At 41.9% G+C, this 14,950-nt stretch carries 14 protein-coding genes; 6 read left to right on the top strand and 8 right to left on the bottom strand.

Annotated features, from left to right (window positions below; translation table 11 throughout):
* Window position 1 precedes the first annotated feature (1 nt).
* The 6 genes from FRX45_RS12240 to rsmA form a co-directional block, all read right to left on the bottom strand.
* Window positions 2-2,773 (bottom strand): TonB-dependent receptor, encoded by a 2,772-nt coding sequence (locus FRX45_RS12240; protein ID WP_152268715.1) that lies wholly within the window; start codon window positions 2,771-2,773, stop codon window positions 2-4.
* Between the two features lie 18 nt (window positions 2,774-2,791).
* Complete coding sequence (locus FRX45_RS12235; protein WP_152268714.1) at window positions 2,792-3,364, bottom strand: carboxymuconolactone decarboxylase family protein; 573 nt, start codon at window positions 3,362-3,364, stop codon at window positions 2,792-2,794.
* A gap of 119 nt (window positions 3,365-3,483) precedes the next feature.
* Window positions 3,484-4,014, bottom strand: a complete 531-nt coding sequence (locus tag FRX45_RS12230) for a hypothetical protein (RefSeq protein WP_152268713.1) — start codon at window positions 4,012-4,014, stop codon at window positions 3,484-3,486.
* Between the two features lie 143 nt (window positions 4,015-4,157).
* Complete coding sequence (greA, locus tag FRX45_RS12225) at window positions 4,158-4,631, bottom strand: transcription elongation factor GreA (RefSeq protein WP_152268712.1); 474 nt, start codon at window positions 4,629-4,631, stop codon at window positions 4,158-4,160.
* Window positions 4,632-4,772: 141 nt separating this feature from the next.
* Complete coding sequence (locus tag FRX45_RS12220) at window positions 4,773-5,696, bottom strand: NAD(P)-dependent oxidoreductase (RefSeq protein ID WP_152268711.1); 924 nt, start codon at window positions 5,694-5,696, stop codon at window positions 4,773-4,775.
* A gap of 143 nt (window positions 5,697-5,839) precedes the next feature.
* Window positions 5,840-6,592: a 16S rRNA (adenine(1518)-N(6)/adenine(1519)-N(6))-dimethyltransferase RsmA gene (gene rsmA / locus FRX45_RS12215; RefSeq protein WP_152268710.1), complete on the bottom strand. Its 753-nt coding sequence runs from the start codon at window positions 6,590-6,592 to the stop codon at window positions 5,840-5,842.
* Between the two features lie 65 nt (window positions 6,593-6,657).
* On the opposite strand from rsmA, the gene pdxA reads away from it, so the two are divergent.
* A complete protein-coding gene (gene pdxA / locus FRX45_RS12210) occupies window positions 6,658-7,764 on the top strand; it encodes a 4-hydroxythreonine-4-phosphate dehydrogenase PdxA (RefSeq protein WP_152268709.1) in 1,107 nt (368 codons plus the stop codon).
* 8 nt (window positions 7,765-7,772) lie between these two features.
* Here the strand turns inward: pdxA and FRX45_RS12205 are convergent, their stop codons facing one another.
* A complete protein-coding gene (locus FRX45_RS12205) occupies window positions 7,773-8,702 on the bottom strand; it encodes a hydroxypyruvate isomerase family protein (protein ID WP_152268708.1) in 930 nt (309 codons plus the stop codon).
* Window positions 8,703-8,976: 274 nt separating this feature from the next.
* On the opposite strand from FRX45_RS12205, the gene FRX45_RS12200 reads away from it, so the two are divergent.
* From FRX45_RS12200 to FRX45_RS12185, 4 genes are all read left to right on the top strand, one after another.
* The gene (locus FRX45_RS12200) at window positions 8,977-9,939 is read left to right on the top strand and encodes a formylglycine-generating enzyme family protein (RefSeq protein ID WP_226805315.1); all 963 of its coding nucleotides are present in this window, start codon (window positions 8,977-8,979) and stop codon (window positions 9,937-9,939) included.
* 22 nt (window positions 9,940-9,961) lie between these two features.
* Window positions 9,962-11,278: a Gfo/Idh/MocA family protein gene (locus FRX45_RS12195; RefSeq protein WP_152268707.1), complete on the top strand. Its 1,317-nt coding sequence runs from the start codon at window positions 9,962-9,964 to the stop codon at window positions 11,276-11,278.
* 572 nt (window positions 11,279-11,850) lie between these two features.
* Window positions 11,851-12,276, top strand: coding sequence for a hypothetical protein (locus tag FRX45_RS12190; RefSeq protein WP_152268706.1), 426 nt, complete (start codon window positions 11,851-11,853; stop codon window positions 12,274-12,276).
* A 330-nt stretch (window positions 12,277-12,606) separates the two neighbouring features.
* Window positions 12,607-13,287, top strand: a complete 681-nt coding sequence (locus FRX45_RS12185) for a T9SS type A sorting domain-containing protein (RefSeq protein WP_152268705.1) — start codon at window positions 12,607-12,609, stop codon at window positions 13,285-13,287.
* A 76-nt stretch (window positions 13,288-13,363) separates the two neighbouring features.
* Here FRX45_RS12185 and FRX45_RS12180 read toward each other — a convergent pair whose 3' ends face one another.
* Window positions 13,364-13,639, bottom strand: a complete 276-nt coding sequence (locus FRX45_RS12180; protein WP_152268704.1) for a hypothetical protein — start codon at window positions 13,637-13,639, stop codon at window positions 13,364-13,366.
* A gap of 355 nt (window positions 13,640-13,994) precedes the next feature.
* Between FRX45_RS12180 and FRX45_RS12175 the strand changes: the two genes are divergently transcribed.
* Window positions 13,995-14,846: a dienelactone hydrolase family protein gene (locus FRX45_RS12175; RefSeq protein WP_152268703.1), complete on the top strand. Its 852-nt coding sequence runs from the start codon at window positions 13,995-13,997 to the stop codon at window positions 14,844-14,846.
* The last annotated feature ends 104 nt before the right edge of the window (window positions 14,847-14,950 follow it).

The following is a 14,950-nucleotide window of genomic DNA, read 5'->3' as shown; positions in this document are numbered from 1 at the left end:
ATTATTTATTCAACAGTCCGTCAAATACAACCGATACATAATACAGCGCCCCAACGCTGGGTGATCCGAAGGCCTGATATACCCTGTGATTTAAAATATTACTGCCGCCCAGTTTTACTATAGCATTAACAGAAGGGATTTTTTTATTGACCTGCAGATCAACCTGCGAATACGCATTGATACGGCCGGGACGGTTGCCATTAAAGGTCCCGTACCAGTCAAACGCATCCTGCCAGTGCCATGCCAGGTTAAAGCCAAAGTTTTTGTACACATTGCTGTTTCCGAAAGTTACATTGCTAGTGTATTCGGGTGTATTGAAAGCGGGGATATTATTGGGATTGGCATCTTTCAGATTAAAATCGGCCCAGGTAATATTGGCGCCTGCTGTATAACCCCTGTTCATCATCCAGGTAAGTCCGGCCGAAATGCCCTGCGATGATACTTTATCTGATGCATTGGTATACAACTGAAAAACCTGGATATCTCCGTTAGGTATATCCATGGCAGCTTCATTGCTGATTGTACCATCGCCCGCTAATATGGTGTGTTCCGGACGAATAACCACTGTATTAATAATAAAATCGGTGTAGGTGCTATAATAATAATTCAGGTCTATCATCAGCTTATTATTAATAAGTCCCTTATATCCTACTTCAAATGCTTTTTGTTTTTCGGGTTTGATATAGGATACATCCGACTTCTCCAGCAGCCCTTTATTTTCTGATATTGCCTGCGGAAAAGGTGTACCGCTGCCCATTGCCTGTCCGAAAGCAGCGCCAAAAGCTCCCACTGAAGAAGCAGTGAATGAATTTTCATATACGTTCATTCCCTTGCTGTTATCGGGCGCTCCGCCAAGAATAGTAATGGGCCCAACATTCAGGTGAATGTACAGGTCTACCGGCGTGGGATTCCTGAAGCCGGTTTGATAAGAAGCGCGGAAATTATGATTCTTTGCAACTGTATACACACCGGATATACGTGGCGTAAAACTGCCCTCAAAATTTTCATTTTTATCATACCGTACGGAGCCTGTTATTTTTAATTTATCATTCAATAATCTTTTTGCTACCTGCACAAACGCGCCATATTCTTTGATGGTAATATCATTGTCTTTGTCATCAAACAAAGACCCGTTGGTAAACATGTGATAATTGCGGAAATTACCACCGGCCAGCAGTTCAAATATTTTGATATTATCGCTGAAATCATATTGCCCTTCGGTATGGTAATACTTGCTGTTGCTGAAAACACCGGCGCCGCTTAATCCATAGTTATGGATCAAATTGTCTTTAGCTGCTTCAAATGCAGAACTACCGGGCGCCAGTTTTCCATCATCGGCGAAGGCTCTTGCAGCAGCGTGATTAGCTGCAGTTATACTTCCAATATCACCATTGTATGCTGCCGTGTATCTTTCAAACCAGGTATCATCAGCCAGGTTTGGCGCCACGGTATTGCCTGCAATATCTTTTACCCATGTCCGGTTAATGAACTGTGCAAGCGAACGGGTATTATAGGAATCGTGCGAGTTTTCAATAACGGCGTAGCTGCGTAAAAAATAATTGCTGCCCTTTAATTCGGCACGGTGTCTTTGCAGCACAAAATTATTCAGATCGAAACGGCTGCTGCCCGTATAGCTGGCGGTTCCTTTGCCATAATCATACTGGTAAGAAAGCTCCATATTATTGTTGATGCGGTAATGCAGCGATCCGTTTAATTTGAGGCTATACACGTTGTAATTCATCAGGTCTTTTTCTTCGTAACCCGTTCTTGATATGCGCCCAATACCTTCTATGGTACGCACAACTTCATCGCCATATATATTCACGGCATCCCGTGCGGGATTATTGGGTCCGCGTAAATTTTCGGGTGTTTGCGGATCTACATCATTATAATTGTTCGCATACCAGTCGAGCCCGCCCAGGTAAGCAGCATTTATTTTAAACGCGAAACGGTTGTTAAACGCTTTTGCATAACGCAAAGCAAAATCATACAAGCCATGTGGTTTAACATCATCTTCACCTATATGATTGATACCGGTTTTGGCCTGCAGCGACAATCCCTGGTATTGAAAAGGATCTTTGGTATGCATCATAAGCACACCGTTAAAGGCGATAGGCCCATATAAAGCGGAAGCAGCGCCCGGGATAATTTCAACACTTTCAACATCAAGATCAGAAACGCCAAACTGGTTACCCACAGGGAAGTTCAAACCGGGTGTCTGGTTGTCTACGCCATCAATCAATTGCAGGAAGCGCTGGTTGCCTGTATTATTAAAGCCGCGGGTATTGATTTGTTTATAGGTAACGCTGCTGGTAACCGCTTCCACCGATTTAAGATTTTGTATGCCATCGTAAAAAGAAAAGGAAGGATTTTCCCTGATCGCCTTCTGATTCATTTTTTCAATGCTCACGGGCGAACGAAGAATGCTTTCATGCACACGGGATGCGGCAAAAACAACTTCATTCAACCAGCCTTCCCTTTGTTGCAGCTTCACATTTACAGTTTGCTGTCCATCGGTTATTTCAACTATTGCATTAGCATAACCTGCTGCGGAAATGATAATAGTAAAAGGTAATTTAATTTTGGAAAGTGAAAGCGTAAACGCACCTTTAGAATCGGAAACGGCACCGCTGATCTTATCTTTAACACTGATGCTGGCTCCTTCAACAGGTTCACCCGAATTGAAAGTGGTTACCGTGCCTGTAATTTTTACCTGCTGGGCAAAAAGACCGGTGGAAACGAATAACAGAACTATAATAAGAAAATTTTTCATTGCAGTTGGTTGTAACGTTTAGGAAGAAATTGTTTTTTTTAAATGATCATACCCTTCCGGAAGCCGGGTATACCCATGATGTACAATACGATCAGCAAGGTTTTCATAGTACTGCGGATCAGTGGGTGTAAAAGTATCGAGCCCGTCAACATAGCGGTTATACAGGCAAAACAATGCGGCAATCAATACGGTATCATGGATTTCGATATCCGTTGCACCTGCAGCTTTTGCCGCGGCAATGACTTCATTCGTTACAGACTTACCACTTTCTCTTACTTTGGCTGCAATAACCAGCAGCGCTTTCATTTTATCGCTTACAGGCGCTGTAGCAATATCTTTAAGTGCTTTGTCCGAAGTTTCATTTTCACCCAAAAGCATATTGGCGGCGGCAGTATGCGCTGTAGTGCAAAAGCGGCATTCATTACCGGAGCTTACTATGGAAGCGATAAGCTCTCTCTCACCTTCCGATAACGATGAAGGTCCACGAAGCAGGAACTGTGTTAGCTCCCGGATAGGTTGCGCTGAATCTTTACGATATTCCAGCAGTCCGGTAATACCGGGTAAATGAGATTCCAATGTTATATAAGGCATGGTATATTCAGAATTGATTGAATACAAATACTTCAGGTGGCTTAGTCCACATTATGTCTATGATGAAATGAGGTTGCAGACCCATTGGTGTTCACGAAACAGCAATGGGATAAGAAAAATTACGCCCTGTCATCAGGAGGATGGATCAAACAGTCTCTGTCGGTCTCCGTTAAAAAAGGAGAGATGAAGCTATGAAATGAAGGTATATGTAAAGGTATAGCCGGGAGGGTGTACTGCATTTGGAATTGATCATATTCAGACGCCGCCGTATTCTTTTTGGCCAGGTTCTCAGTTTTTTCACTGGAAGAAGCATTCACATTATTTACCTGCCGTGCATAATTATTTTCAGCGCTTTGTAACCGGGTACGCTTATAATTTGGCAAACAAAGCAGGTGAAGGGTATCATTGTATATTTTGCGTTTGACGTATTTGTAATAAATACCTTCATATTCCACTTCTCCATCGTACCGTTCATAATCGCTCCAGTTGGTGCTATAGGGCAGCAGCACGGGTATTTTTATATGAACCAGTTCAGCATTGGAATAATTGCCGGTATTAATAGCAGCAGAAGCTTGCTTATTGCTGTGGTTGATCATCAACTGAAAAACGAGGGAATAACCTGCCAGGTTAAACAGGTATACAGCAAGCATGAATATGGTTACAATCTTTTTCAGCTGCAGTTAGGCATATGAGTTGCACAAATTATATATTTTTTCACTATTATGCAGGAAAAATTTTAAATAAAAAAAGGCGGTATTATCCGCCTCCTTTATACAATTTTTGAAATGCCTGGTTAAATAGCAATCTCTTCTATCTTGAATTTCAATAAGCCTGCGGGTGCTCTTACCTCGGCCACTTCGCCTACCTGTTTGCCAAGAATACCCCGGCCAATGGGAGAAGTAACAGATATTTTTCCCACTTTAAGATCGGCTTCTTTTTCGGAAACCACCTGGTAGGTTACTCTTTTCTTTGTATTGAGATTGGTTAAAGTTACTTTGGTGAGTATGCTCACTTTACTGGTATCAATACTTTCTATTTCAATAATGCGTGCATTGGCAATTTCGCCATCCAGTTTGGCGATCCTGGCCTCCAGCATCCCCTGTGCTTCTTTGGCTGCATCATATTCGGCATTTTCCTTCAAATCACCTTTTTCACGGGCTTCCGCAATTGCTCTTGAAGCAGCAGGTCTGTCCACACTTCTCATCTTTTGCAGTTCGTTTTTCAGTTGTTCCAGTGTTTCGTGCGTAACGTACATTACTTCACTCATGGCTGACTTCGTTTTTAGATTATTAAAAATAAAAAAATAACAACGCCCCAAACGGTTGTCTGAAGCGTTGCAATTGTATTATGAAGCAAAAGTAGTAAAAAAATCATGCCAAACAAGGATGCGGGGTGCAAATATTGATCCTTAGATGCCCAGTTTTTCGAGTATTATTTTCGACATTTTATAAAAGGCTTCATGGCTATAGCCTGCTATATGCGGTGTAATTATTACATTGGGCTGTGCCGACAACCAGTTTAACTGCTCTTTTTCTGCTGCGGTATAAGCATCCAATTTTTCATTTTCCAGTACATCTAACCCCGCGCCCGAAATTTTATTGGTTTTTAGGGCATTAATAACAGCATTAATGTCGTGCACCTTGCCCCGGCAGGCATTTAAAAAATAAGGTTTTCGCTGCAACGACTCAAAAAAAGCATCGTTTGCCATGTGAAAAGTTTCATCCGTTAAAGGCACGTGCAGGCTGATCACATCTGAATAACGGACTATTTGTTCCGGACCGGCTTCATGTACCTTACCGCTGGCAAAACCAAATTTATATTTATCGTAGGCCAGTATTTCCACATCAAAGGAAGACAGTAGTTTGGCAAAGGCGCCGCCTGCATTGCCAAAACCAATAATACCCACTGTTTTACCGGTAAGTTCCGTTCCCCTGTTGGCGTCCCTTATCCATTTGCCCTCCGCTACTTCCTGCCTGCTGCTGCAAATTTTATTCATCAGTGCAAGCAATACCCCCAATACATGCTCTCCTACCGCATTGCGGTTGCCTTCGGGGCTGCTTTCGCATTGTATGCCCTTCGATTCGGCATAATCAACATCAATCAGTTCCATACCGCTGCCCAAACGGCCGATCCATTTCAAATGAGGCGCTTTATCCAATATAGCCCTGTCAATTTTAAGACGCGTGGTAACAATTAAACCTTCAACATCTTTGATCTCATCACTTAACTCCTGGTAAGTGATCTGCGGGGAATAAACTACTGTATAATTTTTTTGTTGCAGGGTATCTAACAGGTACTGATGTACTTTTGCGGTAACGATTACCTTTCTCATATTTATATTGTGAATTGTCAATAGTGAATAGTGAATGCCGGGGTATGTGGTGAAAAGTGAGAAGAGAAGATTGCAGGTTACAAGTTGCATGTTGCAGGAAATTCCCTCACACCTGACAACCGCCCACTTACCACTTACCCCCTTCATTTCATCATATCTCCCAGCGCCACAAAATCGGCCACGCTTAACTGCTCGGCCCTTTTGTCAAAAATCGGTTTTTTCAGCGTTTCTTCATCAAACAAATTCCTAACGGCATTGCGCAGGGTTTTGCGCCTTTGATTGAACGCGGTTTTTACCAATAAAAAAAAATGTTTTTCACTATGGATTTGCAGTGGTTCAGCTTTTGGCGTTAAGCGAATAACAGCGCTCTTTACTTTGGGCGGCGGCGTAAAACACTGTTCATGCACTTCAAATAAATAGTCCACCTCAAAAAAAGCCTGCACCAGCACACTGAGAATTCCATATACCTTATTACCCGGCTTTGAGGCTATACGCTGTGCCACCTCTTTTTGGAACATACCCAGCATTCCTTCCACATCTTTCTTCCAGTCCAATATTTTAAAAAGGATTTGCGAAGATATGTTATAAGGGAAATTGCCCACCACAGTAAATTTCCCTTCAAAGGGTTGGTCTGCATCCAGGATACTCTGATGAATGAGCTTCCCTTTTATTTCGGGCCAGGTATTTTCAAGAAAGCGGATCTTTTCTTCATCTAATTCTATTGCCTTAAATACCACACCGGGTAATTGAATGAGGTGTTTGGTAAGAGCGCCTCCGCCGGGGCCCACTTCCAGCAATTGCCCGAAAGGCCGCTCCTGCAATGCAGCGATGATCCTGAGCACCATATTTTCATCGCGCAGAAAATGCTGGCCTAATGATTTCTTTAAAGTATACATTGAAAGGCCTAAAAATACGAAAACCAGTTACAATCCCGTAAATTCGCGGATTAACTCAGCGTAGTATGTCAAATCAGAACAGCAAACCGGCTATTGGTATTTCCTGCGGCGATATTAATGGCATTGGAATAGAATTGATCATTAAAACTTTTTCCGACAGCAGGATGCTGGATGTTTGCACACCTGTAATTTTCGCCTCCAACAAACTGATCAACTTTTACAGGAAAACATTACCGGAATCCAGCTTCAGCTTTCAAAACCTGAAAGACCCCGCAAGGCCCTATGCACGGCAGGTAAATTTATATAACTGCTGGGAAGAGGAAGTGAATATTACCCCTGGCCAGTTAACTGATGCCGGCGGTAAGTATGCTGTTAGATCGCTCCAGGCGGCAGTACAGGCCTTAAAAGCCAAACACATCCAGGCCTTAGTTACAGCGCCCATTCATAAAAAAAATGTGCAGTCGCCCGAATTCAGTTTCAGTGGACATACACCCTTTTTAAAACAATTTTTTGGGGTAGATGATGTAGTGATGCTCATGTGCTCCGATAATATGCGGGTGGGACTGGTAACGGAACATGTGCCCGTAAAAGACATTGCCCAGCAAATAACACGGCAGGTCATTCTTAAAAAATTATTTATACTAAAAGAAAGCCTGCAAAAAGATTTTGGCATAGATAAACCCAAAATCGCCGTGCTCGGACTTAACCCTCATGCAGGTGATGAAGGACTTGTAGGAAAAGAAGAGGAAGAACAAATAAAACCGGCCATTAAGGAAGCCAAACACAATAATATACTTGCCTTTGGTCCCTATAGCGCGGATGCTTTTTTTGCCAGGGGAAGCTATGAAAAATTTGATGCCGTATTAGCTATGTATCACGACCAGGGATTGATCCCGTTTAAATCGCTGGCAAAAGGCGAAGGCATCAATTATACCGCGGGTTTGCCCGGCGTAAGAACATCTCCCGATCATGGAACCGCCTTTGACATTGCAGGAAAAGATAAGGCCGATGAATCGTCTTTCCGGCAATCCATATACACCGCAGTTGACATTTTGCAACAGCAGTACGAATACGCCCAAAACCGCTCCAATCCAATGAAACGGATGTCGGACGTTGTACTCACCAATGTGGAAGATGAAAAGATAGAAGAAGCGGGAGAAGCAGAAAAATAATATTCCACTTACAGGAAGTTATCGCTTTCCCTGTACGCTTTTATGAGCGCCTGTTCTCCTTCTTTGCCCGGTTTGGAATTGCCATGTTCCATACCCATAACTCCCCTGTATCCTTTTTCATAAATGTATTTGAATACATTCTTATAATTGATCTCACCCGTGGTAGGTTCCTTTCTGCCGGGATTGTCGCCTATCTGGAAATAAGCGATTTCCTTCCAGGTTAATTCTATATGCTTAATAAGGTTGCCCTCATTTTTCTGCATGTGGTAAATATCATACAATATTTTACAGGAAGGGCTGTTTACACCCCTGCAGATTTCATAGGTTTGCGTTGATGTGCGCAGAAAAAGATTGGGCGTATCGCTCAATGGTTCCAGCACCATTATAATACCATGTGGCTCCAGGATTTCCGCACCCCGTTTGAGCGCATCAATTACATTACCGGTTTGAATACCGATGGGCAAATTCCTTTCAAAATCACCAGGCACTACAGTTACCCATTTTGCATTTACACGTTTGGCTACTTCTACCGACTGACGGCAACCCTTCAAAAAAATATCAATATTCTCCTGCTTACCAGCAGCAAGTGTATTTTCACCGTTGCCACCTTTTGGCACTACAAAAACACCCATTGTCATTCCTAATTTGGCAAGCGTTTCACCTATTTTGGTTTGCTGGTCTGTACTCCTTCCTGTCATTCCATTGTCTTCAATAGACCGAAAACCCTGGTCGTACATATATTTTATCTGGTCAATAAAATCATTACCGCCACTATTCTTAAACATGCCATCATGCGGACCGTAATTCAGGTTAAACGTCTTTTCCGCCAGGGGACTGTTTCCTTTTTCATTTTTATTTCCAGTGGCAAAAGCAGCCGACCCCACTAAAGTAGAAGCCCCGGCCAAAATTCCTTTTTGTAAAAAATTTCTGCGTTGCATATTGATCGTTAGTTTAAGGGTTAAAAATAGAACAAACCGCATCAATAATTAAAACATTTTTATGATCCTTGTCTTTCACATTACTTTTTATAAATGCTGATCCCGCTCATTTTTCCCCATCAATTTTTTAATGCTATGGTAAATGATTGGTTCTACAGGACAGCACAGAACAGCAATAATGCCGCTGTTCTGTAATTTGCCTGCATGCGAAGAAAATGAATGGTGATATTAATTCTTTTCTTACCTTTCCTTTATATAAAAACGATTACAAATAGTGAGAAAGCTTGGATTTGCATGTGTATTGATCAATCTGACATTTATTACGCATGCGCAAAACAGTACCCAACAGGATTTTAAAGCGTATGATCAAAAAGTTCCCGGCACACAGTTTAATTTAAAAATGGTTCCTGTTCAGGGAGGATCATTTACCATGGGCAGCAATGCTGCGGACAATGCAAAGCAACCTGATGAAATACCCGCCAAAAAAGTAACGGTTTCTTCTTTCTGGATGGGCGCATACGAAGTATCGCATGATATATTTGATGCTTTTTTTCGCGATGAGGGCACACCCGTTGGTTCCGAAGTGGATGCAGTAACACGGCCCACCCCGCAGTATATAGATCTTAGCTGGGGAATGGGTAAAACAGGTGGTTACCCCGTTAACAGCATGAGCCAGGATGCGGCGCTGATGTTCTGTCGTTGGCTGTATAAAAATACGGGCATTTTTTATCGCTTGCCCACCGAAGCAGAATGGGAATATGCCTGCAGGGCCGGTAGCACAACCGTTTATCCTTTTGGCGATAATCCGAAAGAATTGGGTAAATATGCATGGTATAAAGGCAATAGTAAAAACAAGTACCACAAAGTAGGAGAAAAACAGCCCAATACACTGGGCTTATATGATATGCTGGGAAATGTATCGGAATGGACACTGGATCAATATGATGAAAAGTATTTCGAAAAGTTAAGCGATGGTGCTACCGATCCGCTTACGCCACCGGCAACACGTTATCCCAGGAGCATAAGAGGCGGAAGCTACTTAGATGAGGCGGAAGGATTAAGAAGTGCAGATCGTCAGCACTCGGAGTCTTCCTGGAACAAGAGAGACCCCCAGATACCGAGGAGCCGCTGGTGGCTCACCGATGCTATGTTTGTAGGATTCAGGATAGTGCGTCCCGAAAAACAACCCACAGCAGAGGAAGCAGAAACATTTTATAATAAGTATTTAAACAAATGATTGCTCACATAAAACAAGTTGTATGAATAAGAATAATTCTTCAAATCAATCAACCCGGAGAGAATTTGTAAAAAACTCTTCTCTTCTTGCGGGAGGTTTACTGGCTGCACCATTATTTTCAAAAGCCAATTATTTTTCCGGCGCCGATGATACCATAAAAATAGCGTTGGTAGGATGCGGAGGCCGCGGAACAGGCGCCGCTACCCAGGCTTTATCTACCAAACAAAATGTGAAGCTCGTAGCAATGGCGGATGCCTTCCAGGACCGGCTCGACAATTCATACAAAGCCATTTCTGAAGAAATAGATGCCAAGCGCATAGATGTTCCGCAGGACAGAAAATTTGTTGGATTTGATGCGTATGAAAAAGCCATAGCATTAGCCGACGTGGTAATATTGGCAACCCCTCCGGGTTTCCGCCCCATACATTTTGAAGAAGCCGTTAAGCAAGGCAAACACATCTTCATGGAAAAGCCCGTAGCAACAGATCCTGCAGGCATTCAAAAAGTGCTGGCAGCGGCAACCATTGCCAAACAAAAAAAGTTAAACGTAGTGGTAGGCCTGCAAAGGCATTATCAAAATTCTTACCGTGAATTATTTAAACGCAAAGATGCTATCGGCGACATCACTTCTGCACAAGCCTGGTGGGATGGTGATGGCGTGTGGGTTCATCCCCGTAAAGAAGGCCAAACTGAAATGGAATATCAAATGCGTAACTGGTATTATTTTAACTGGCTCTGCGGCGACCACATTACTGAACAGCATATTCATAATATTGATGTGATCAACTGGTTTAAAGGCGCCTATCCTGTTAAAGCACAGGGTATAGGGGGCAGAGAAGTTAGAAAAGGAAAAGACTATGGCGAAATATTCGATCATCACTTTGTGGAATTTCATTATGCCGATGGCTCTATACTCAACAGCCAGTGCCGCCACCAGCCTAAAACCATGAGCAAAGTTGATGAATTGCTGATAGGCACAAAAGGAAAAATATTTACAGGCGCCGCCAACATCGTAGATCATAAAGGAAAAGTATTGTACCAGTTTGACCGCAAAACAGAAAACAATCCTTATCAAACAGAGCATGATGAACTGTTCGAAGCTGTGGCCAAAGGACAATTTAAATTCTGGGATGCCGAACGGGGAGCTAAAAGCACCATGACGTCTATACTTGGCCGTATGGCTACCTATAGCGGACAGGTTATTGAATGGGATAAAGCGATTAATTCAGGCATAGACATTCATCCTAAAGAATACGACTGGGCAGCAATGCCGCCGGTTGTTCCCAATGCGGATGGGTTTTACCCTGTAGCTGTACCTGGCGTAACAACGTACGCATAAGGTGCCATGGCTGGTGAGTAGCGAGAGGTGAAAAGTGAGAGGAGAGTATATAGCCCATCGTAGTAATCTTTATCTGATAACTCAAGGCTGACAGCTAACAGCTAAGCTGATACCTAAAGGATGCTTCAAAATGGCATCCTTTTTTCTTTTCCTGTTTCATACATAACAGTTATGGATATGCGTAAAATACTGGATTCATGCAGGATAACACAGGCTCACCTGATGCTTTTTCATTAATTGATCTATATCAACTAAAAACACACAATAAACCAACTTTTATTACCTCGCATCCCCTATTTTTGTTTTAACAATCCACCCCAACAGATCATAACTATCCCGCGGGGAACTTCCTGAATAAAGCCAAACTTCCTGATCCGGGAACTGTCATTTGGAATTGTATTTTCAGGCTTCAGTCATAACCATTCTTATTACCGTAATCATCCTTATCCTGTTTACAGCCGTATACAGCAATGCTGTATTACCATATCCACTTTTTCAATATCACAGTACAAAAGCCATCCGAATTCTACCTGTGGCCAAAAAAGATTTTACCACCTCTTAAATCTATAAAAATGAAAAAGTTGATCGTATTGATTTATATAGCTGCTGCAACAATACTGTTCGGATATGCAAAGGCGGGTGTGTTCAACCATATCGTTCCTTCATCTTCTGTTATCATTAACAATAAACCAGCGATTGATTTTCCTGTCAATTTTGAAGACCTGACCGTTAAACTGGTAAAAAACAAGGCGGAAATCAACTGGTCCACTATAACCGAAAAAGACAATAAGCAATTTGAAATTCAGAGAAGTACGAACGGCGAAGATTTTAAAACAATTGCTATCGTATTTACATTAGACGACAGCAACGATGTGAAAAATTATAAGTTTAAAGATGAACTCAAAGGCGTAAAAGGGAAAAGCTTAAGGTACAGAATTAAACAGGTAGATACCAGTGAAGGATATACCTTCAGCAAAGCAGTTTCCCCGGTTTTATAAAATATTTTTTGAAAGCGTTTATAGAGGTTGTGAATTCCTAATCGGAAAAAGGCCCCTTGTCTAAGGGGCCTTTAAAAAAACCTCCATATTATTTATTCCGTTGTTGTACATTCAATAAGATGTCGTATCTTCTCAGGTAAGCAGCAAAAATACCCCGGCTATCTGATCCCGGGTATTCCAAAATAGTTAAGTTAATATATCTATACCCCCCGAAATACCATTTCTTAATCCCTTGTTGTAATCTGTCTATTTCTATCTCCTTTGATTAAAACCGGCAATCAGGAAATCATCCCTGTTCGAATCTGTATTCATCAACTAAAACAAGAGACAATGAAACGTATTATCGGGAATATTGCAATTATCGCCTGCTGTTGTATGTTATTGACAGTTGTGCCTTTTCCAGCAAATGCATCCGACCTAAACCCCGCGAAAAGCACTTCCGAAGCCTTAGATCCTCCTGCAAGTGTAGAAATACTTTCTTTTAGCGGACAATCGGCAGAAAATAAAAAGATTGATCTTTTCTGCAAAATAAAAAGCAATTGTTGCTATAATATTATAGTAGAACGCAGCAGCAACGGAAAACGTTTTTCAGCCATAGCTACACTTTCCGATAATAAACAAATAGCGGAATTCGCATTATCGGACGAGAACCCGCTACGCAATACCAATTACTACCGTTTAAAAATTGCAGACAATAAGGGCAACGTGAAGTATTCAAAAACAATGGTGGTACAATTGTATAATTCGGATGACTTATACATGGTAAGCGTAACGCCAAATACCGCCTTAAAAGATCTGCACATTAATGTACAACTGAAAAACCGCGCCTATATTGTTATGAAAGTTACTGATGAAAATGGGAGGGAGGTTGTTAAAAGAAAAGGTACCGGCAACGAAGGATTAAACACATACGAACTGGATGGAACCGGAACGATGGCCCCCGGCAACTATTTTCTTGAAGTGCTGATCAACAGTAAAGACCTTCTTTCGATGCCCTTAATAAAGGGATGAAAAACAGCAGGCAAAGCGTTTCAGGCTTCAGCAATTGAAACGCTTTGCTGTTAATTTAGCTTTGCTTTTAATTTATTTATTGCCCGGCATTAATTTCATCCAGTTTATTGTCCTTTACAAACTTATCCCTCACCTCTGTATATTCAGCTTGTAAATCAATAGTAGCACTTAATGCATCGTCTACGAGGTTGAATATTTCTGGCAATTTTTTTTCCAGGAAGCGGTCTCCCAGGTTAATATTTTCACTTTCTAATTGCGCCAGCTTTTTAACCACGGATGTCTCTGTGTTTCTGGTATCTTCCAGCTCACGGAGCACTTTATCCATGAGCATGCGTTTTTCATTTTTATCCATAACATTTGTTTTATGTAAAAAAACGAATACCATGCCAATAAGAAATGAGGATAAACCATTTAAAAAAGCCCGCTATTGAGTAATTTTTTTCACACCGGGAAAAATTCCCAACCATTATTCCTGTTCATTTCATAATTCCGTCCGGAAGTTGGGGCTCTTTCTTCAGCCGGATATAAATTTGCTATTTTAGCATTTTAATTTTAACTTATATTATAGTTACTACAAAAATTACGGCAAACAGCAATGGCTCACTTAAAACAGAAGGTGATTTTGAAGCTGTTGATTAAAAAACTACCCTGAACCATATTAGTATACAATTTATTTTTCTCATTTTTATACTTCCAAATCAGTCTATATGGATCAGCAAATCATTAATCTATACGATGAGTACACGCATAAACCCTTAAGCCGTCAGGAATTTTTGGGGCGCCTTGCAAAATTAGCAGGAAGTACTACTGCGGCTATGGCGTTATTGCCCATGCTCGAATTAAATTATGCTCATGCAGCCACAATACCGGCGGCCGATCTATTTACCGAGAACATCAGTTATCCGGCAGAAAAAGGAAATATGCAGGCCTATGTAGCGCGGCCAAAAAAAGAAGCAAAATACCCGGCTATTGTTGTTATCCATGAAAACCGGGGTTTAAATGCACATATTGAAGACGTTACCCGCCGAGCCGCCAACGCCGGTTATTTGGCCATTGCACCCAATGCTTTATCTCCATTAGGTGGCACACCTGCCAATGAAGATGATGCCCGTAAATTATTCCAGCAGTTAAACGCAGAAGAGAGCCTGTCCAATTTTATTAAAGTATTTGACTATTTGCCCGGCCGCAGGGATTATAACGGGCATGCAGGTTGCGTTGGTTTTTGCTGGGGCGGCAGTATGGCTAATAAATTAGCGGTAAATGTGCCCTCGCTGCAGGCGGCTGTAGCTTTTTATGGCGGACAACCCAATGCGGCTGACGTGCCTAAAATAAAGGCTGCGGTACAATTGCATTATGCAGGGCTCGACGAACGCGTTAACGCCGGCATACCTGCTTATGAGGAAGCGCTGAAAAAAGCCGGTATTACTTATGAGAAATATATTTATGAAGGAGTGAACCATGCTTTTCACAACGACACGGCGCCCACCCGTTACAATGAAACTGCCGCTAAATTAGCCTGGCAACGCTCAATGGATTTTTTTGCAAAATATGTGAAGTAAACATTATAAAGTGTTCCGCGATTAGAATCTGACCATGAGCATTGAAGTTTTAACCGTATTCAATGCTCAATTTTTTCACCTGTTGTATTTCGAATTGAACTGCA

This window comes from Agriterribacter humi, assembly GCF_009192765.1.
Taxonomy (GTDB): Bacteria; Bacteroidota; Bacteroidia; order Chitinophagales; family Chitinophagaceae; genus Agriterribacter; species Agriterribacter humi.
This window is presented reverse-complemented; position numbering and strand designations above follow the sequence as displayed.